Source organism: Konateibacter massiliensis, from assembly GCF_900184995.1.
Taxonomy (GTDB): Bacteria; Bacillota; Clostridia; order Lachnospirales; family Lachnospiraceae; genus Lachnotalea; species Lachnotalea massiliensis.
Window position 1 is genome coordinate 403908 of the sequence record NZ_LT860098.1, and the last position, 21490, is coordinate 425397.

The following is a 21490-nucleotide window of genomic DNA, read 5'->3' on the forward strand; positions in this document are numbered from 1 at the left end:
ATCTTTTTCATATTATATGCCAAGCGGAGTAATCTGCTTGGCATCCTCCCTTTTATCCCCCTTTTTTATTTCCCTCATTGGAAATCGATAGAAATTTTTTATGATAGAATAAGTCACTTTGTGCCTAAATGCACGCAGCACATTCTTTGTTCCACAAGAATATTTACCCGCCCCAAAACATAAGCTTTATGGAATATACTGCAAGGTGTTTTTTAATGGAAACGCTTATCCTAAGCATTGATACGATAAACCAAATGCTAAACCGCTTTATTTGGGGTCCAGTTATGCTCGCCCTATTCCTCGGCATTGGGCTTATGTTTACAGTTCGCACGGGGTTTTTTCAGCTTTTTAAAATCAGGCTCTGGCTTGGCAACACTCTTTTTGCATGCTTTAAAAAAACGGATGCACGCAAAACAAAGGATAAGAACTCAATTTCCCAGTTTCAGGCACTTTGCACAGCTCTTGCCTCCACAATGGGTACCGGAAATATCGCAGGCGTTGCGACTGCCATAGCTGCCGGAGGACCCGGTACAATATTCTGGATGTGGCTGAGTGCTTTCCTCGGCATGATGACCGGCTTTGCAGAAAAAACCTTAGGTATCAAATACCGCTATAAAAATAAGGACGGTTTTTGGGTCGGAGGCGCCATGGTCTACATTGAAAGAGGACTGGGTCTCAAATGGCTTGCTGTTTTGTTTTCTATATTCTGTGCTTTTGCCTCTTTTGGTATCGGAAATATGGCTCAAATCAATTCCATTTCAAGCAGTCTGTATAATTCCTTTGACATTCCTCCAATTTGGACCGGAGTCGTGGTCGCATCTCTCGTCTCCCTCGTCATTATGGGCGGAATCAAACGAATTGCAAAGGTGACAGAAAAATTAGTACCCCTGATGTCTCTCCTGTACATGATTGGAGCATTTGCCGTGCTTGCAGCAAATGCAGATGCCATTCCGTCTGCTTTTTCCTTGATTATGAAAGAGGCATTTCAAGTCAAGTCGGTGGGAGGCGGCATTGCCGGCTACGGAGTTGCAACCGCAATGAGAATTGGTATCTCTCGCGGCGTCTTTTCCAATGAAGCCGGACTCGGCTCCTCCGTTATGGTACATTCCGCATCGGATGTAAAAGAGCCTGTCATCCAAGGAATGTGGGGGATGTTTGAGGTTTTTGCAGACACCTTGGTCGTATGTACCTTGACAGCGCTTGTTATTCTAACCTCCGGCGTTTACAATATGGAAACCTATCTTGCCAACACAGCGGCAAATATTCCCAACTTGGACGGTGCTCCGCTGACTGCAAACTGCTTTTCTTCGGTTATCCCTTATGGTGCACAATTTGTTGCCGTCTCCATCCTGTGTTTTGCACTTGCAACCTTAATCGGCTGGTCGTATTACGGGGAGCGCGCCGTGGAATATCTCTTCGGAACAAAGGCAGTCTTTCCTTATAAGTTATGCTACGTTATCGTAATTGTGATTGGTTCTGTCGCTTCCATCCGTCTTGTATGGGAAATTTCCGATACCCTGAACGGCTTTATGGCGATTCCGAACCTGATTGCACTTGTCCTGCTATCCGGGGAAGTCGTACAATTGCTAAGGGATTATTTAAAGAAACAACATTGATTAAGGGCTGGTGCAAAGCGTGTGCACCAGCCCTTCTTATTTTGTCCCTGCCTTCTATTTAGAGTGACTTGCAAGCCATTCAAAAATAGTAAGCTCATTTCCATCAATCGTTTCTTTACACTCATTGTTTAATGTGTAAATCCAGGACCAATGTCCCATATATTCATATGGCTCTGTTGTAGAGTCCGTTTTAAAATACTTTCCTGTTGTATCCACAACATTATCCCACAGGGTATAATGCGCATCGGCTGCCCCTGCTTGCGTAAGCTGTTTATAGATTGCATTTGTATAATCATCAAGTGCAACCGGCTCACCGCTTTCATCTAAAGAAAAGTTATAGGTCATCGTTGTATAGTCCATCTCTCCCGCATAAACCGGAACAGTTCCATCGGTCTTTGCATGTGTAAACCAGATCGGTACATCCTTGATTGCCTCAATTTTTTCCGCTGTAAGCCATTTTGCTGAGTATGCTTCACAGATTGGATATGCTGCCGCAAAATAGTCCGGATAATTAATAATCATATTCACGGTCATATAACCTCCATTTGAGCAGCCTCCGATGTAAATCCTATTTGTGTCAATTTCAGGATGGCTTTCTACATATTCTTCAATCAATCCCATCAGCGCTTCTGTGTAATAAGATTTCCCGTCACTTTTTTCCACCTTATCATTCCAGGTTTCCGTTCCGTCATAATCCATCCACATCGTCGTACACTGAGGCACCAGTACATAGGCTCCCGTTTCACCAAAACAAGTCTGAATTTCTTCTGTCGCCAGATTTACCACCTTATTTCCATATATGGCAATGAGAGGATTTTCCCCCGCCTCTCCTAAGCCATGAAGCCAGATGATTAGTGGATTGCTTCCTTCCTCGCTTGAAGCTGCTTTCGGTGTAAAGGAAGCATATTTTAGTGTGATATCATCCTTTGTGTAGGTACCTGTCAGGTCAAACACATCCGCAATCAAATTTTTATTGCTCGCGTAGCCGTTTTTATCGGTGACAGTCATCTCTACTGTGTTTCCTGCGTTTGTTTTCAGCTCATTGCTTTTTACAAGCTCCACAACATAGCTTGTATCGACATACACGTTATGATTTGTCAACATATTGTAATAAAGAGGAGAGCCTTCCGATAGGTTTGCACCAACCTGCATCTCAAGTGTGAGGTAGGTGCTGTCCTCCGTCTTATTGCCCTCTGCATCGGAAGCATATGCTGCCGTCACAACGCGCTTTGCCGTCTCTTCTGTAAGCTCTGTATCCGTCGTCATTGTCTCCATATTAGCCGCATAGTATTCTTTCACTGCGGACACCGAAAAAGTGTCAGTCGTCAAGCCCGAAGTATCCATTACCTCACCCATGTCAAGCACTACCTTCGTGATGGCAGGTCCCCAATCAAATCCTTCCGTCACAGTAGTATATTTTACATCGGATAGGTTGTAAACTTCTGCATTTTCTCCGCTTGCATTCTCCTTGCCTGTCTCTTCTGCTGTAGCCGCATCGCTTCCACTCGTCTCTGTCGCACTATTTTGGCTGCTGCACCCCGCAAGTACTGCCGTCATGGCAAGTACCAATACTAAACCTATTTTTTTCATATTCCTTCTCCTTCAAAATTAATTATTTGTAACTGTTTCATACCTTCTTAAATATAATTATTTTACTCTGCCCATAAGCTTACATTATCAAAGTGTTCATCAAGCTTTCCGCTAAACCAGCGTCCGTTTAATACCTGCTGGATAATCGTGGTTTTTGCTTCTTCTGATATCGTATTGTTCTGCTCCATCTGGCTTATCACGTCATCATAGGAAATGGTGCGGTCCTGCATTTCGATCTTTGCCTTCTCCTTATCCGCATCTAAAACAAGTGTTTTTCCTGCTTCCTCCTTTGACCATGCTTCCCATTCTGTCAAACCTTCGCCATTCGGATCACCACTTCTGAGGAAGTTCGCAAGACAAGCTCTAAACTGTTTTCCTAAATCCTGCGCACCTTCTGATGCATATTGATCCGGGAACATTGCCTGATAGGTCTTGTTGTTTGTGTCTATAAACGGAACAAAAATACCGTGAAATGCACCTAGATTTGCCATATCCCCGACTACCTCAGCATCGTCCCCCCATGGAACCGCACAGGTATAAATGGCTGCCTTGTAATTATCTCCCATAATTTGTGCTGAATCTTGTGCATTTACCAGCTCATATAGCAGACTTCCATACTTTTTGGCAAAGGTATACTCCGCAAACTTCGTCTCGTCAGTAAACAAAGAACCATCCCCATAAGCCTCTGCAAAATAGCTGTCCCCCAATGCAAAGAAAGAAAATTCTGATGTTCCGGTAAGCATTAACAGCGGCACAGAGTTGTATGCCGTTATTTCGAAGCCTTCTTTCGGTATGACCGTTCCATCTGTATACAGATGCGGAAATACACTCATACGAATTCCTGCATTGGTCATAACCTTGGTCAAGCGCTCCGCCGACAAGCTGTACAGATAATCCGCTACCTCAGTATCCTCAGATTCAAGCCATGCCTTCGCCTCTTCCTCTGTCGCCTTCATTCCATCCTCCACTGCAAGCGGTGCCAAAGCCTTTGCAATCGTCTTAACACTCGCATCCGTGTCCGCCAATGTCATCCCTCCGCTGAAGGAAATCGCTTTGTCAAATTTTCCTTCAAACAACGGGGAAATCAAAAGTGCCATTACATCTCGTCCGCCTGCCGAGAAACCGGATACTGTAACGTTTTCTGCATCACCGCCAAATTCTCCAATATTCTCCCTTACCCAATCGAGAGATTTTGCAATATCAAGCAGTGTATAGTTTCCTGAAGCCTCACTTGTATCGTCTGACTTTAGCGCCGGAAGACAGTTAAAACCAAATACACCCAGGCGATAATTTAAAGATATAAATATGCAGTTAGCATCATTTGCCAATGTCTCACCGGATACCTCCAGCGATGTACCCGACTGGTTATTTCCCCCATGGATATAAACCACTACCGGCAATCCCGTCTCCTCTGTGTTTGGTCTATAAATATCAAGATTTAAACAGTCCTCGCTGCCTGTTACTTCCCCATTTGATACCTGCATACCAAGATTTCCGCCAGTTGATGCATCAAATGGCTCTGCCCAAGTGTCCGGGTCCTGTGGCGCCTTCCATCTCAATTCTCCGACAGGTGCCTTTGCATACGGAACTCCCATCCACTCTAATGTCTGATTTTCCTCATCTATATAACCCTGCACCGGACCAAACTTTGTCTCGCGAAGCGTTGCATCCTCTGCTGTCTCCTCTGCTGTCTCCTCTGCTATGCTATCACTTGTCTCTGTACTTTGCTCCACTGTGCTTTCAGACACTTCACTTGTCTGTGTCTTGTTTTGAGTGCACCCTGACATAACTGCCGCCGCTGTCGCTACACACAGCAACCCCTTTAATAAGTTCTTTTTGATATAAATCCTCCTTTAATCGTTCTTCTCCTTCTACCTATAAAACTAAGTCTGTCCCTCCCTTCTTTCGATTGGCAAAAACTAAAAAGAATGTGACTTGGCACATTCTCGCGCCGAGCGCCGTCTGTACAGCCGACATTTTCTTTTCGCACAAGTGCGCATAATAGTTTTCATTTCATAGAAATTTTATGAAATAAAAAAACCTAAGTTATCCCCAGATTTCTCTAGTGATAACTTAGGTTTTGCCTGCATAACCAGTAACAACCCCAATACATTTTCGTATTTTTAACCAAATTATTACTTGTTATTTTAATTCTTTTCCGTCATTTTGTCAACATCATTTCTTAAATTCTTTTATTTCAAACTTTATATTCGTCATTTTATATATTTTCCAGCTTTTATTTGTCAAATCCTTTAACTATTTTCCCCTGTGTACTAAAAATTATTAAGAAAAATGAGGCTATCTCACGATAGCCTCATTCATTTTATTCTTTTTATGCTTTTCCAACAGAACCGAATAATTCCATTTTCTCAATTACTGTTGCTTTGATTGCTTCTGTACCAGGAGCTAAAAGCTTACGTGGGTCAAAGCCTTTTCCTGATAAGTCTTTTCCAGCTTCAATATATTTACGTGTTGCTTCTGCAAAAGTAAGCTGACATTCTGTATTTACATTGATTTTTGCAACTCCAAGAGAGATTGCTTCTTTAATCATATCTTCCGGGATACCTGTACCGCCGTGAAGTACTAATGGCATTTCTCCTGTTAATTCCTGAATTTTTGCTAATACATCGAAGTTTAAACCTGTCCAGTTTTCAGGGTATTTTCCGTGGATATTTCCGATTCCTGCTGCAAGCATTGTTACTCCAAGGTCAGCAATTGCTTTACACTCGTTCGGATCTGCCACTTCACCGTTTCCGATTACGCCGTCTTCTTCTCCGCCGATAGAACCAACCTCTGCCTCGATGGACATTCCTTTTTCTTCACAGATTTTAACTAACTCAGTAGTCTTCTCAATGTTTTCTGCGATTGGATAGTGGGAACCATCAAACATAATGGATGAAAATCCTGCCTCGATACACTTCATACAACCTTCAAAACCGCCGTGATCCAAATGAAGTGCTACCGGTACCGTAATGTTCAATTCTTCCATCATTCCATTTACCATGGCAACTACAGTTTTATATCCTGTCATATATTTTCCCGCACCTTCTGATACACCTAAGATAACCGGGGATTTTTTCTCCTCTGCTGCCATTAAAACTGCTTTTGTCCACTCTAAGTTGTTAATGTTGAACTGACCAACTGCATATTTTCCTGCTTTTGCTTTTTGAAGCATTTCTTTCGCTGATACTAACATAATCCTTACCTCCATTTATTATAATTTATAGGGTACGAATGCGCTGATGTGCATTCCTACACCTGTAGTGACCCTATTACCAAAAATATTATACCTCATTTTAATAAAAATGAAAACCTTTTAATTGTTAAATTTTTCACCTTCTCGACATTATTCTTCTGCTTCGCTGTTTTGCTGAATCAGAAGAGGTTTGTCAAGGTCCACCTTAATCTGCAGAGCCTGCTTATTATTGACGATAATACATTGCTTATGGTCACCGCCGAATTCTCCGTCCAATGTCCACGGAACAGCTTCGTCACAGGTTATAACTACCTTATCCGTCTTATAGGAATAAATATATTTTGTATCCAGCTCTTCAATCAGAAGAGTGGCAATAATCTCTTGAAGCTCAATGGGATTATTCGGCTTTTTAATAAAAGCTGCCTCAAACAAACCGTCATCCAGTAATATGTTTTTTGAGGTCATATGCTTAAAGCCTCCTACTGAAATTGAATTGGTAACCATTCCGAAAATAAATTCGTCCTCAATTACCTCACCGTTGCACTCAATCTTCATCACATAGGATCTTATGGAATTGAGACGTTTTACGCCCTCCAGCAGATAAGCTGCATGTCCCAATATATTTTTTACCTCCTGCCTCGTCTGATAGGATACCTCTGTAAAAATACCAAACGCAGCAATATAAACAAAACTATCTTTATTAAAGCTTCCGATGTCGCTTAAGAAATAATCCTCTCCGACCGCTACCTCTGCCGCACGCAGCATATTTTTCGGTATCCTTAAGCTGTTGGCAAAATCATTGGTGCTTCCTGCCGGAATATATCCAAGCGGAAGCCTCTCGTTTCTCTGCATCATTCCGGAAACAACCTGATCAAGTGTCCCATCTCCTCCGCTGCACACTACAATGTCATACGTACCCTCCGGCAAATCTCTTGTAATCTCCATAGCATCCTTCCCGCTCTGGGTTGGATAAACAGTGACTTCATAATTTTTTTTGGTGAATATATCCAATATATCCACCAGCTTATTTTTAATCAGAGCTTTGCCTGCATGAGGGTTAAAGATAAACATCATTTTCTTCTTCATTCATGCACCCCTATCACCATACAGGAAACTTATTTCTTTTCATCGCTTGCGCTTAAATATCTCTCTATGTCTGAAATTGCCTCTTTTTCGTCTGCTCCCTCTGCGGATACCACTACGGATTCGCCTGCTGCCAAGCTCAAAGTCATCATACCCATGATACTCTTTGCGTTTACCTTTTTCTCTCCAAATTCAACATAGATTTCACTTTTATACTGGCTTGCAACCTGCACTAATAAAGCTACCGGTCTTGCCTCCAGTCCTGATGGAATTTTGATTGTGATTGGTTTCTTTGTCATAATATCTCCTCCTTGTGGAATTCCCTAAGATCTTGCGCTATGTTACTCAATTTCCTCAGTCTATGGTTAACCCCTGACTTTCCCACGGGTGGGTTGAGTAATTCACCCAATTCTTTCAGCGTTGCTTCGGGATATTCTAACCGAAGCTGCGCAACTTCGTCCAGGCCCTCAGATAATCCTTCCAGACCCATATGCTCTTTTATAAAGTTTATATCATCAATCTGCTTTACGGCAGCCGATACCGTTTTGTTAATGTTAGCCGTCTCACAATTCACCTGACGGTTAACAGAATTTCTCATCTCTTTTAATATTCTGACATTCTCTAAGTTCATCAGAGACACATGTGCTTCCATGACGTTGAGAATTTCGACAATCTGTGCCCCCTCTTTGATGTAGACAACCTGATACTTTTTGCGTTGTACAATCTTCGCATCCATATCAAAGCTGTTAATAATCGCTTGAAGCTGCTCTGCCTTTTCCTTTTGCAGACAGACAATTTCAAAATGATAAAACTTCTCCGGGTCACTGATGGAGCCTGATGCTAAAAATGCACCTCTTATGAAAGCCCTCCTGCAACAGGAATTTTGTATGACCAGGTTACTCACAACGGAAAGATTTTCCTTTATCTCTCCATTCTCAATAAGCTTACAGGCATTTAAAACCCTTACAGAGTCCTCATGTCCTTTCATCAAAATTGAGTATGTTCTGCTTTTCTTTAAATATACGTTCCTACGAATTGAAATTTCAGTATTTATATTAAATGTTTTTTTAATTAAAGTAAAGTACTTTCTTGCAACCGCCACATTTTCGGTGTGAACCTTGATGCAGTATTTATCCTCAGCAGAAATCAAAACCTTGCCGCAAAGGCTTATAATAGCAGCGATTTCGGCAATTTGACAATGTCTTGCAGAGCTGATTTGTCTTGAAAGTTCATCTTTTACATCACTTGAAAAGGACATTTTGCCACTCCTATCTAGACGCCTTTTCTGATTGCATCTTTTTGAATGTCTCTATGCTCCACCTTTAAGCCGTATTCCTTATTTTCACTTAACCGCTCAAACAATTTATTGGACAGCGTCACCGATCTATGTTTTCCACCTGTACAGCCGATTGCAATGACCAGCTGGTTTTTGCCCTCAGCGACATAGTTAGGAATCAAGAATCGTATCATATCCTCCAGCTTATCCAGAAATTCTCCTGCCACCTCAAAGCCCATCACATAATCCTGAATTTCCTTGTCATTGCCGCTTTTCGGTTTTAACTCATCAATATAATAAGGGTTAGGGAGAAATCTCACATCAAATACCAAATCCGCGTCACTTGGAATTCCGTATTTAAATCCGAAGGAGAGCACTGTGATAAACAGGTTGTTGAAGCCTTCATTATTCACAAATATCTTATCCAGCTCACTCTTTAGCTCTCTCGTCAAAAGCTGACTTGTATCTATAATATAATCCGCCTGCTTCTTTAGGAAATTAAGTTTCTCTCTCTCTGCTATAATTCCCTGATCTACACGCCCTTCGCCCGCAAGCGGATGGCTTCGTCTCGTCTCTTTATAACGTTTTACCAACACTGAATCCGATGCGTCTAAAAATAGAATTTCATATTGAAATCCGCTTGCGACCAAATCCTCCAGCACATACTCAAGCTCGGAAAGTGCCTGTCCTGAACGGATATCCACTCCCAGAGCAATATTATTCACATCAATTGACTGCTTAAAGGTCAGCTCCGCAAACTTTCGGATTAAAAGAAAAGGGAGATTGTCTACACAAAAATAGCCAACATCTTCCAGCATTTTCAATGCCGTACTTTTACCTGCTCCTGACATTCCTGTTACAATCACAAATCTCATAATTTCCTCCACCTTTGTAAATCCAGTTTCTATTATATTTTATACCAAAAACACTTAAAATTTGCAACTGTTGCCTATCTTCACCGTTACTAAAATTCGCCAAGCATTTTTACTTCCGTCTCTAATTTTACACCAAACTGTTTTTCCACCTGCTCTTGAACATGGTGAATTAGTTTTATAATATCCGCTGCCGTAGCATCACCCTTGTTGATAACAAAGCCGCAATGCTTCTCTGACACCTGCGCACCTCCTATGGAAAAGCCTCTAAGTCCTGCATCCATAATAAGCTTTCCGGCAAAATATCCCTCCGGCCGCTTAAAGGTACTTCCGGCACTCGGAAATTCCAAAGGCTGCTTCTCCGCCCTGCGCTCTGTGTAATCGTCAAGCAGCTTTTTAATCTCTTCCGGATCTCCCGGCTCCAGCTCAATGCACACTTCCAGTACAACATAATCATTCGTCGCAATGATGCTTGTTCGATATCCTAACTTTAGTTCGTCCTTACTAAGTTCAAATACATTTCCCTCCCGGTCGATTACCGTCACGCTTTTCAATACCTGCTTCATCTCACCGCCGTAGGCACCCGCATTCATAACCGCGGCGCCTCCTATCGTTCCCGGTATCCCTGAAGCAAATTCGAAGTTTTTTAAGCCTGCATCATACGCCGCTTCGGCTATCGCAGAAAGCAAAGCTCCAGCCTGTACTTGAATCAGATTACCATTCACCTGAATGGTATTTAGATTTTCTAAAATATGGAGTATTGCTCCGTGGTAGCCCAAATCGCTCACCAGCAGATTACTTCCGTTGCCGATTACACAAAAGGGCAATTCTGATTTTTTAAAAAACAAAATTAAATTTTTTATTTCTTCCATCGTATGAGGCATTACATAGTAATCCGCTTTTCCTCCTACTTGAAAGGTAGTATGATTGCGCATAGGCTCATCCGCCAAGACATATTTGTCTCCTACGATACTCTTTAGCTGATTATATATTTCCTTATCCACGCTAACTCCTCGGCTCTATTTTTATTCTACAAGAAAGTGTAAGCAAAGCTCACACTTCATGCCAAGGTGCGAGCAAAGCTCACACCTTTTTATTATTTTATGCCGTTTAATCTATTTTCACTACAATATCATACAATATCTCATTCTATATTTCAACTATAGCACAAGCTTTGCCGCCCCATAAATTCCAGCATCGTTTCCAAGCTCAGCCAATGAAAATTTAGCATCTTGGCATGCCGGGAATGCTCGCTTTACATAGTGCTTTTTAATATAGTCAATCAAAATATCTCCGGCTTTTGAAACACCGCCGCCAATTACAAAGATTTCAGGATCTGTCATCGCTGCTGCATTTGCAAGAGCGGTTCCCAGATATTTACCGAACTTCTCGGCAACTTCCATGGCTAGCTCATCATTTTCCTTTACCGCATCAAATATCGTCTTTGCGGAAATTTCTCCTGTTCTTAAAACAGAAGGCTTGTCCGTAGCCTCCAGAGCCTTTTTTGCCAGTCTCACCACACCGGTTGCGGAAGCCATCTGCTCTAAGCAGCCCTGTTTTCCACAGTTGCAGAAATCTATCTCATTGTCCTCCACATGCATATGCCCAAGTTCTCCGCCTGCACCATTTGTTCCGGTTATAATCTCACCGTTCACAATGATACCGCCGCCTACGCCTGTTCCAAGGGTAACCATAATAAGATTGTTATTTCCGCGTCCGCCGCCCTGCCACATCTCACCGAGTGCCGCCACGTTCGCATCATTTCCTGCCTTTACCTTCAAGCCTGTGAGCTGCTCCAGCTCTGATTCAACATTAAAGATACTCCAGCCTAAGTTTACTGCTTTCAAAATAGTTCCGTCCGCTTTTACCGGTCCCGGCACTCCGATACCGATTCCTGCTACCTGTGCCTTGCTGATTTTCTGTTCTGACAATTTCTCTTCAATGGAATCCGCAATATCAGGCAAGATGTACTTCCCGTTTTCTTCTTTTCTCGTCACAATTTCCCATTTGTCCAGCACCTGTCCATCCGCATGAAACAGTCCTATTTTTACCGTAGTTCCTCCAACGTCTACACCAACGCATACTTTATCCATGAATTAAACCCTCTTCTTTGCTAAATTATTCTGTACTCTGTTATATAATTCTTTTGCGGCATTATAGCCCATCTTCTTCTGTCTGAAGTTGACCGCTGCTGATTCACATATGATTGCCAGGTTTCTGCCCGGACGTATTGGAATGGAATGACATACTACCTTATTTCCCAAAAATTCGGTGTATTCTTCCTCCAGACCAAGTCGGTCATACTCTTTATCTCTGTCCCAGTCCTCCAGCTTGATAACAAGATCGATAGACTGTGTTTCTTTTACACTTTCCACACCGAACAGCGTCTTTACATCTACAATTCCGATGCCTCGCAGCTCGATAAAATGCCTTGTGATATCAGGAGCGGTTCCAATCAAAGTGTCATCGCTGACCTTGCGGATTTCTACTACGTCATCCGTTACAAGACGATGTCCTCTCTTAATAAGTTCGAGTGCAGCCTCACTTTTACCGATACCGCTCTCGCCCATAATCAGTACGCCTTCACCGTAAACATCCACCAATACGCCATGAATGGAGATTGTAGGAGCAAGCTGTACATTCAGCCATCTTATAATTTCAGCCATAAAGGAGGAAGTGGTCTTCTCTGTCTGAAAAATCGGCACTCCATTTTTATTTGCAATTTCCAGTATGTCCTGATCCGGCTCCATCTGTCTGCTATATACAATACACGGAATTTTACTGGAAAGAAGCTCATTATAAATTTCAATCTTTCTCTCCTTGCTCAGACTCTCCAAATAGGTGTATTCCACATACCCGATTACCTGAACACGTTCTGCATCAAAATGATCAAAAAATCCGGTCAGCTGAAGCGCCGGGCGGTTGATATCCGGCTGTGTAATCTTAATGGAATCCAGTGCAATATCCGGTGTTAAGTTTTTCAGATTCAATTTTTTTACAATCTTGCTTAATTCTACACTTTGCATACCCATTTCTCCTTTGATTTAGTATTGTTATCATATTAACATATTTCAATTTTGAAAACAACCAGTCGTTATTGTTGCAGCTCTAATTTTTCCTTCGTATGAAAAAATTCATACACTTTCTGGGCTGCCGCCTCCGTCATATTCGGGACATTTTTCAGTGTCTCCACGTCGGCATTCTTAATTTCTTCTATGGAAGCAAAACGCTGCATCAGCGCCTTTCGCCTTGCCGGACCGATTCCCTCAATATCATCCAGAATAGAATGTACCTGTCCCTTACTTCGAAGCGACCTGTGGTACTCAATCGCAAAACGGTGTGCCTCATCCTGAATTCTCGTAATTAGGCGGAACCCTTCTGAGGTGCGTTCAATCGGAATCTCCTCGTTTTGATAGTACAAGCCTCTTGTCCGGTGGTTGTCATCCTTAACCATACCGCACACCGGTATATTCAGGCGCAGTTCCTCAAGCACCTTCAAGGCGATGTTGACCTGTCCGCGCCCACCATCCATCATAATCAAGTCCGGAAATTTGGTGAAACTTCCGAATTCGGTGTCCTTGTCGTTTCTCTCCTCGATTCCATGTGTAAATCTTCTGGTCAGCACCTCATTCATGCTCGCATAATCGTCCGGTCCCGACACTGATTTTATTTTGAATTTGCGGTAGTCGCTTCGCTTCGGGTTTCCGTTTTCATATACAATCATGGAGCCTACAGACTGATAGCCGCTTATGTTGGAAATATCAAACGCCTCAACCCTTGAAATATCAGAAAGCCCCAGAAGCCCTTCTATCTCCTTCATCGCCCCGATGGTCCGTTTTTCCTCTACCTTGATTCTCTCCTTATCCTTGGTCAGAACCATCGCCGCATTCTTCTCGGCAAGTTCCACAAGCTTTTCCTTGCTTCCCTTCTTCGGTACACGTATGTAGACTCTCTGACCGCGTTTCTTGGTCAGCCACTGTTCTATCAGCTCCATGTCCTCAATCTCTTCCTGAATCATAAGTTCTTTTGGAATATATGGAGTTCCGCTGTAAAACTGCTTGATAAAGCTTGAGACAATTTCCCCCTTCGTATCATGAATGGAAATGTCCATATGAAAATGTTCTCGTCCGATCAGTCTGCCGTTTCGAATAAAAAACACCTGAACAACCCCATCGTTTCCATCTCTGGACAGGGCGATTACATCCTTGTCCTCAAGATCATGGTTTGTAATCTTTTGCTTTTGTGCAATCTGCTTTACCGCATTTAAAAGCTCACGAAACTCAATCGCCGTCTCAAATTCCATGTTTTCTGAGGCCGTCAGCATCTTTGTCTCCAGCATTTTCTCCACCTCGCCCAAATTTCCGTTCAGGAAATCAAGCACCAAGGCGACGGATTTTCCGTACTCCTCCTGCGAGATATAGCCTTGGCATGGTGCATCACACTGCTTAATATGGTAATTTAAACATGGTCTTGCCTTTTTGATATCTCTTGGCAGATTCCGGTTGCAGGTACGGATTTTGTATATTTTCTGGATAAGGTCTATCGTGTCCTTCACGGCACCCGCACTTGTGTAAGGTCCAAAATACTTGGATTTGTCCTTCTTCATCGTTCGGGAGAGCATAACCCTCGGAAAAGCTTCATTCACAGTAACGCGAATAAACGGATATGTCTTATCATCGGTCAGCATTGTGTTGTACTTTGGTCTGTGCTCCTTAATCAGGTTGCATTCCAGCACCAGCGCTTCCACCTCGGAATCCGTCACAATATACTCGAAACGTCTTATTTGGGTTACCATACGCTCTATCTTAACCGTCTTGTTCCGGCTGCTCTGGAAATACTGTCTCACCCTGTTTTTCAGACTGATAGCTTTTCCGACATAGATGATGGCATCCTTCTCATCATGCATAATATAAACTCCCGGTTTTGCGGGAAGCTTTTTCAATTCTTCTTCTATGTTAAACATAAACACTCCATGGATTTCTATTGTCATGAATAGGAAAAACTTTCTATGATATAGGAACGTGTGAGCAAAGCTCACACGCTGCGCCTGAGCCGTTGCGAAGCAACTACTTCCTCTCCGTGAGGTGCGCATCCTATTCTTTTATATCATAGGAAATCCTTTTGGATTTCCTATGATATAAAAGAATACCCTTTTCACTTGTGTTATTCCGTGAAAAACGTATTCTTTTATTGTTTTCCTGTATCGTTCTTACTTATAACATTTTAATCTAGTCAAACAGCTCCGGTCTGGAAGATTTGAAAGTATCCTCCTGAGGCTTTGCTTCCTCTGCCTTTTCCTCGGTTCTTGACTCCTCCTCCGGCTCACTGGAGTAAGTGTAGACTCTTCTCGTCTCAGCCTTTTCTTCCTTCGGGCTTTCCTGATTTATCACAGGTGTGATCTCTATTTCAACTGCCTCAGTTTTATCTGTCTCTGCAGTCACACTAAGCTCCGCCTGTTTTTCGTCCTCGGATTTCTCAATGACTTTTTGTTCTGCTTTTTTATCCTCTAACTCAGGTTCAATACCTCGAACTTTATTGAAGATTTCCATAAATTCTTTTCCGGTAATCGTCTCTCTCTCAAAGAGGAAATCAGCAATCTTATCAAGCGTTTCTTTATTTCCTGAGAGTAATCCTTTCGCTTCATCATAACATTCCTTCAGAAGCTTCATCACTTCCGTATCAATCTCTGCCGCTGTCGCATCCGCACAGTTCAATACAGATCTTCCGTCCAAGTACTGGTTTTCTATCGTCTCTAAGCCCATCAATCCGAACCTCTCTGACATACCATACTGGGTAATCATCGCTCTCGCCATCTTTGTCGCTTTTTCAATATCGTTGGAAGCACCTGTCGTAACGGAGTTAAATATCAGCTCTTCCGCTGCACGTCCGCCGAATAACGTTACAATTCTGGCGCGAAGCTCATCCTGGGTCATCAGATATTTTTCCTCTTCCGGTACCTGCATAACATAGCCAAGAGAGCCCATAGTTCTCGGCACAATCGTAATCTTCTGAACCGGCTCTGCATCCTTTTGCAGTGCTGTAACAAGAGCATGTCCTACCTCATGGTATGCGACAATCTTCTTCTCTTCCTTGCCAAGAATTCTATCCTTTTTCTCTTTACCGGCTATAACAACCTCAACTGATTCAAATAAATCAGACTGGGAAACAACGGTCCTTCCGCTCTTTACCGCGTTGATTGCCGCTTCATTAATCATATTTGCCAAGTCGGAGCCTACCGCACCTGATGTTGCCAACGCAATTGCATCCAAATCTACGGTTTCATCCATCAAAACATGCTTTGCATGTACTTTTAAAATATCAACTCTGCCCTTTAAATCCGGCTTGTCTACAATGATTCTTCTGTCAAAACGACCCGGTCTCAAAAGCGCCTGGTCAAGCACCTCCGGTCTGTTTGTCGCTGCGAGAATCAGCAAGCCCTTGGACGTATCAAAGCCGTCCATCTCGGATAACAACTGATTGAGCGTCTGCTCTCTCTCGTCATTTCCGCCGCCGTATCTGCTGTCACGACTCTTACCGATGGCATCAATCTCATCGATAAAAATAATACAAGGTGCACTCTGCTGTGCCTGTTTAAATAAATCTCTTACTCTGGAAGCACCGACACCTACGAACATTTCCACAAAATCCGAACCGGATAAGGAGAAAAACGGCACCTTTGCTTCACCTGCTACCGCTTTGGCGAGCAAGGTCTTTCCTGTTCCCGGAGGTCCAACCAGCAAAGCACCCTTTGGAAGCTTCGCTCCGATCTGCGTATATTTACCCGGATTATGAAGAAACTCCACGACTTCCTGCAAGGATTCCTTTGCCTCATTTTGTCCGGCAACATCCTTAAATGTTACACCTGTCTGCTTTTCCACGTATACCTTGGCATTCGATTTTCCGACACCGCCCATCATGCCGCCGCCCTTTGACATTCTTCGCATCACAAAGCTTGCCATAAGCCAAATCATAGCGAGCGGAAGAATATAGATGAGCACAATATCAAGAATTGCAGATCGTGAATCCGCTACCTCCTGCTTGTATACCGCACCCGCTTCATCTAATTTATCCTGTAAATCAGGATCAGGGAACACACCGGTATAATACTTAATCGGTACGAGCTCTGATGGCTGTTCTTTGGGAGTAATGACAATTTTATTGCCGTCGGAAGAGATACTTTCTACCTCTTTATTGTCCAGCATAGTCATAAACTCATCATAGGTTATCTCTTTCATCGTGCCTTCTTTGGCCTTATCTGTTAAAAAGCTCATCACCAGCAGTACAACTAACGAAGCAACAAGAAAAACCATGATGGTCTGTCTATTTTTAGGATTATTATTACTATTATTATTGTTATTATTATTCTGATTATTGTTATTGTCCATTCTCATCCTCCTTGACTTAATATATCTTATTATAGAGATTGTTTCGTCATAAATCAACTCCCGAATTGTGAATTTTATTACACAATTTCTTGTTTATAAAACGTTTCAAGTTATTTTATTTATTTTTTAAATTAGTGCTGGATTTATTTTATCATTGGTTGTATAATATATTGGTTGTATTATGTCTTTTAGCAAATTTCTTACAAACTCAATTGAATCGATTTATCGGTTCAATTATTGCTTTATAAAGGTAATCAATTCACTATAACAAACCCATTTCATCATTCATTCAAAGGAGGAACATTAAATTATGCCAGTAAAGTATGTCTTTGTAACAGGCGGTGTTGTTTCAGGACTTGGTAAGGGAATTACTGCTGCTTCTTTAGGAAGACTTCTAAAAGCCCGGGGTTACAAAGTAACCATGCAGAAATTTGACCCTTACATCAATATCGATCCAGGTACTATGAATCCAATCCAGCACGGTGAAGTTTTCGTAACCGATGACGGCGCCGAAACCGACCTTGATTTAGGTCATTATGAGAGATTTATCGACGAAAGCCTGGATAAAAACTCAAATGTAACAACTGGTAAAATCTACTGGTCTGTACTGTCGAAAGAGCGCCGCGGAGATTTCGGAGGAGGAACTGTTCAGGTTATTCCTCATATCACAAATGAAATCAAGAGCCGTTTCTACCGCAACTTTACAGATAAAGATACAAGAATTGCCATTATTGAGGTTGGCGGAACCGTAGGCGACATTGAAAGCCAGCCTTTCCTTGAGTCCATTCGCCAGTTCCAGCACGATGTAGGACGCGAAAATGCCATTTTAATCCACGTTACCCTCATTCCATACTTGAAAGCCTCCGGCGAGATGAAAACAAAGCCGACACAGGCTAGTGTAAAGGAACTGCAGGGAATGGGTATCCAGCCTGATATCATTGTCTGCCGCTCTGAGCAACCGCTTGACAGACAGTTAAAGGACAAGATTGCATTATTTTGCAACGTGCCAAGCAATCATGTTCTCCAGAACTTGGATGTGGATATTTTATATGAGGCTCCGCTTGCAATGGAAAGCGAGCAGCTTGCACAGGTTGCCTGTGAATGTCTGCATTTAGACTGTCCTGAACCGGATTTGACTGAATGGGAAAATATGATTACCGCATGGAAGAATCCAAAGCATGACGTTACCGTCGCTTTGGTTGGAAAATATATACAGCTTCACGATGCTTACATCAGCGTGGTCGAGGCATTAAAGCACGGCGGGGTTGCAAACAGCTCCACAGTTCAAATCAAATGGATTGATTCTGAACTTGTGACACCGGAAAATGCTTCTGAATTGTTTGCAGACGTAAGCGGCATTTTGGTGCCGGGCGGCTTCGGAGACAGAGGTATCGAAGGAAAAATAACTGCAATTCAGTATGCCCGTGAAAATAAGCTTCCTTTCCTTGGCCTGTGCCTTGGAATGCAGCTTTCTATCGTGGAGTTTGCAAGACATGTCGTAGGTTATAACGATGCACACAGTGTTGAACTACAGCCTGATACTACCCACCCTGTTATCCACTTGATGCCGGATCAAAATGGTATCGAGGATATCGGGGGTACTTTGAGACTTGGCTCTTATCCTTGTATTTTGGACGAAAGTTCAAAGGCTTATGCTCTATACGGAGAAAAAACTATTCACGAGAGACACAGACATCGTTATGAGGTAAACAATGATTACCGCAATGTTTTAATTGAAAAAGGAATGATGCTTTCAGGTTTATCACCGGATGAGAGAATTGTGGAGATGGTTGAGATTAAAGATCATCCTTGGTTCATCGGTACGCAGGCACATCCTGAATTAAAATCCAGACCAAACCGCCCACATCCGTTATTTAAAGGTTTTGTGGAAGCGGCACTGAATTATAAGCACTAAATAATTTCCTCTTCGTGAGGTGCGCATAAATAAGATGAAGCTGTAAACAGCTTCACTTGTCATGAATAAAAAGGGAAGCCTAACTGATGTCAGGCTTCCCTTTTTGTTTTATTATACATTTACAAAGCGTTTTGTCTCTCTGTTTAATTTATCAGAAGTATCCTTCGTGTTGTTTACCTGTTCTACAATCGTGCTCATTGCCTGTACCAGACCGTTTGCATTTGTCGCAACATTCGTTACTCCCTGTGTACTTTCGTCTATTGTAATCGAAATTCCGTTTAGGGCGCTGCTCACTGCCTGTACCGTCTCTTTCAGCTCACCCGAGCTGATTGCGAACTCATTGATAATGGAATTAAGATTTTCCGCATCACGCTTATATTCCTGTGTGGAACGCACGAAATCTTCATAATCGTTTAATACATTTACACTTACAAACTCTATCATAGATTCTGAATTGCTGACAAGCTCTTCTACCGCCGAAATAACCATTGTACTGATTTCTTTAATGTTGTTTGCTGTATCTCTACTGTTATCTGCCAATACTCTTATCTCATCCGCTACAACCGCAAAGCCTTTTCCTGCTTCGCCGGCTCTTGCCGCTTCAATAGAAGCATTCAATGCGAGAAGGTTGGTCTGACTGGAGATATCCAAAATCTGTCCTGTCAATTCATTAATCTTATCTACATTTTTACTGCTTTCCAACGCAACCTGTAATCCTGTATAGATTTCATTTACTTTCCTGTCGGTAAGCCCCTTGCTGTTCTCTGCGCTGTTGTTCATGGTCTCAGCACTTTCCTTAATGCCCTTTGCCATTGTGAACCCTTCCACCGCACGCTCATTCATCATCTCACAAGCTTCCAGTATATCCGCTGCATTTTCTGTAAGCTGTATAACCGTTGAGGTTACCTCCTCCATACTTGCAGACAATTCTTCCGAAGTGGAAGAAACATCATTTAAGTTGTTATCAGACTGAGAAATTTCACCTTCAATTTCCTGAATGGCATCATTGAGATGATGTGCCTCCGTTTTAATGGATTTTAAAACTCCCTGCATACATTCAAGCAAATTATTTACTCCGTTTGCAATCTGAGCAATCTCATCCTTAGAATTAACCTGTATTCTCTTTGTTAAATCGCCCTTGTTTTGGTTAATTTCATTAATCACTTCTTCAAGCTGCCTATTTGCTGACTTTGCAGGTCTGACAATCGTAACCAGCGTCATCCCCATAATAGCTGCTGCTACCATAATGCTGAGTATCGTCATTGCAAGAATCAGTTTAAATCCCCACTCCAATGCACCTAATTGTGCACTTTGTTCCACTGCAAGTCCCGTTTTTACATAGGATATAATACTCAGCGAAAACACATTACTGATCAAACTAAATAGTACTAAAACAATTAGCATTCCACCAACCTTAAGACTTATCTTCTTGTTCATATTCTTCCTCCATATCTCCTCTGTTGTTCCTTCTTACCTTATCCCTTTTATCTTAGCCCTTATCTCTTATTTACCATAACCATTTGGATTATTTGACTGCCATCTCCATGAGTCTTCACACATCTTTGCCATATCACGCTCTGCCGTCCAGCCAAGCTCCCGCTTTGCTTTCCCAGAATCAGCATAACATGTCGCAATATCACCTGGTCTTCTCGGCTTAATTTCGTATTTAATCTCCTTACCGCACGCTTTTCCAAAATTCTGAATAACATCCAGTACACTGTAACCATTTCCGGTTCCCAAATTGTAAATGAGTACACCGCCCTTTGTCTGTTCTAGCTTTTCGATTGCCTTTACATGCCCCAATGCCAAGTCAACTACATGGATATAATCACGCACTCCTGTGCCGTCCGGTGTATCATAGTCATTGCCAAATACTCCGACACATTCCAGCTTGCCAACTGCAACCTGTGCAATATACGGAACAAGATTATTCGGTATTCCCTCCGGATCTTCCCCGATCAAACCGCTCTCATGCGCTCCGATTGGATTAAAGTAACGAAGAAGTATCACGTTCCACTCCGGATCTGATACCACAAAATCCTGCAATATCTCTTCCAGCATAAGCTTTGTTCTTCCGTATGGATTGGTAACGGATAACGGAAAATCTTCTTTAATCGGAACCGTCTTCGGTGAACCATACACTGTCGCAGAGGAACTAAATACAATATTTTTTACATTGTGGTTTCTCATAACATCACAGAGAACTAAGGTTCCGGTTACGTTATTATAGTAATATTCCAACGGCTTGCTCACCGATTCACCCACTGCCTTCAAACCGGCAAAATGAATAACTGATTCAATTTTTTCTTGTTGAAATATTTTATCAACTGCCTCCCTGTCCAATAAATCATTTTTGTAAAACTTAATCTTTTTCCCAGTAATTTTTTCTACCCTTTTGATTGCCTCTTCACTGGAGTTACAAAGATTGTCTACTACTACCACCTCATATCCTGCATTCAGCAGTTCAACGCAGGTATGACTTCCAATGTAGCCCGCACCGCCTGTCACTAAAATAGCCATAAAATCTCCTCTCAAGTGCATTAAAACACATAATTTA

General features: G+C 42.3%; 16 protein-coding genes. 2 read left to right on the forward strand and 14 right to left on the reverse strand.

Annotation, left to right across the window (positions count from 1 at the left end):
* Nucleotides 1-215 precede the first annotated feature (215 nt).
* The gene (locus tag CTY48_RS03195; protein WP_236354712.1) at nt 216-1616 is read left to right on the forward strand and encodes an alanine/glycine:cation symporter family protein; all 1401 of its coding nucleotides are present in this window, start codon (nt 216-218) and stop codon (nt 1614-1616) included.
* A 54-nt stretch (nt 1617-1670) separates the two neighbouring features.
* Here CTY48_RS03195 and CTY48_RS03200 read toward each other — a convergent pair whose 3' ends face one another.
* The 12 genes from CTY48_RS03200 to ftsH all read right to left on the reverse strand — a co-directional run bounded on the left by CTY48_RS03200 (nt 1671) and on the right by ftsH (nt 17018).
* A complete protein-coding gene (locus CTY48_RS03200) occupies nt 1671-3206 on the reverse strand; it encodes a prolyl oligopeptidase family serine peptidase (protein ID WP_099467073.1) in 1536 nt (511 codons plus the stop codon).
* Nucleotides 3207-3268: 62 nt separating this feature from the next.
* Nucleotides 3269-4993 carry a carboxylesterase family protein gene (locus tag CTY48_RS03205; protein WP_143452687.1) on the reverse strand — a complete coding sequence of 575 codons (1725 nt, stop codon included), beginning with the start codon at nt 4991-4993 and terminating at the stop codon, nt 3269-3271.
* Nucleotides 4994-5538: 545 nt separating this feature from the next.
* Nucleotides 5539-6402 carry a class II fructose-1,6-bisphosphate aldolase gene (gene fba, locus CTY48_RS03210; protein WP_099467075.1) on the reverse strand — a complete coding sequence of 288 codons (864 nt, stop codon included), beginning with the start codon at nt 6400-6402 and terminating at the stop codon, nt 5539-5541.
* Nucleotides 6403-6552: 150 nt separating this feature from the next.
* On the reverse strand, nt 6553-7488 hold the full coding sequence (locus CTY48_RS03215; RefSeq protein ID WP_099467076.1) for a diacylglycerol/lipid kinase family protein: 936 nt from the start codon (nt 7486-7488) through the stop codon (nt 6553-6555).
* 29 nt (nt 7489-7517) lie between these two features.
* Nucleotides 7518-7784 (reverse strand): HPr family phosphocarrier protein, encoded by a 267-nt coding sequence (locus CTY48_RS03220; RefSeq protein ID WP_099467077.1) that lies wholly within the window; start codon nt 7782-7784, stop codon nt 7518-7520.
* Nucleotides 7781-8743, reverse strand: coding sequence for a DNA-binding protein WhiA (whiA, locus tag CTY48_RS03225; protein ID WP_099467078.1), 963 nt, complete (start codon nt 8741-8743; stop codon nt 7781-7783). Before whiA ends, CTY48_RS03220 begins: the two co-directional genes overlap by 4 nt.
* Nucleotides 8744-8757: 14 nt before the next feature.
* On the reverse strand, nt 8758-9636 hold the full coding sequence (gene rapZ, locus CTY48_RS03230) for an RNase adapter RapZ (protein ID WP_099467079.1): 879 nt from the start codon (nt 9634-9636) through the stop codon (nt 8758-8760).
* An 89-nt stretch (nt 9637-9725) separates the two neighbouring features.
* Nucleotides 9726-10637: a UDP-N-acetylmuramate dehydrogenase gene (murB, locus tag CTY48_RS03235; RefSeq protein ID WP_099467080.1), complete on the reverse strand. Its 912-nt coding sequence runs from the start codon at nt 10635-10637 to the stop codon at nt 9726-9728.
* 156 nt (nt 10638-10793) lie between these two features.
* Nucleotides 10794-11726 (reverse strand): ROK family glucokinase, encoded by a 933-nt coding sequence (locus tag CTY48_RS03240; protein ID WP_099467081.1) that lies wholly within the window; start codon nt 11724-11726, stop codon nt 10794-10796.
* A 3-nt stretch (nt 11727-11729) separates the two neighbouring features.
* On the reverse strand, nt 11730-12659 hold the full coding sequence (hprK, locus tag CTY48_RS03245) for an HPr(Ser) kinase/phosphatase (protein WP_099467082.1): 930 nt from the start codon (nt 12657-12659) through the stop codon (nt 11730-11732).
* Nucleotides 12660-12727: 68 nt separating this feature from the next.
* Nucleotides 12728-14596: an excinuclease ABC subunit UvrC gene (gene uvrC, locus CTY48_RS03250; protein ID WP_099467083.1), complete on the reverse strand. Its 1869-nt coding sequence runs from the start codon at nt 14594-14596 to the stop codon at nt 12728-12730.
* 265 nt (nt 14597-14861) lie between these two features.
* Entirely contained in the window at nt 14862-17018 is a 2157-nt protein-coding gene (ftsH, locus tag CTY48_RS03255; protein WP_099467084.1) for an ATP-dependent zinc metalloprotease FtsH, read from the reverse strand.
* Between the two features lie 310 nt (nt 17019-17328).
* Between ftsH and CTY48_RS03260 the strand changes: the two genes are divergently transcribed.
* Nucleotides 17329-18933: a CTP synthase gene (locus CTY48_RS03260; protein ID WP_099467085.1), complete on the forward strand. Its 1605-nt coding sequence runs from the start codon at nt 17329-17331 to the stop codon at nt 18931-18933.
* Between the two features lie 111 nt (nt 18934-19044).
* Here the strand turns inward: CTY48_RS03260 and CTY48_RS03265 are convergent, their stop codons facing one another.
* Together CTY48_RS03265 and galE are read right to left on the reverse strand one after the other, a co-directional pair.
* Nucleotides 19045-20370 (reverse strand): methyl-accepting chemotaxis protein, encoded by a 1326-nt coding sequence (locus tag CTY48_RS03265; protein ID WP_099467086.1) that lies wholly within the window; start codon nt 20368-20370, stop codon nt 19045-19047.
* A 66-nt stretch (nt 20371-20436) separates the two neighbouring features.
* A complete protein-coding gene (gene galE / locus CTY48_RS03270; RefSeq protein WP_099467087.1) occupies nt 20437-21453 on the reverse strand; it encodes a UDP-glucose 4-epimerase GalE in 1017 nt (338 codons plus the stop codon).
* Between the last annotated feature and the right edge of the window lie 37 nt (nt 21454-21490).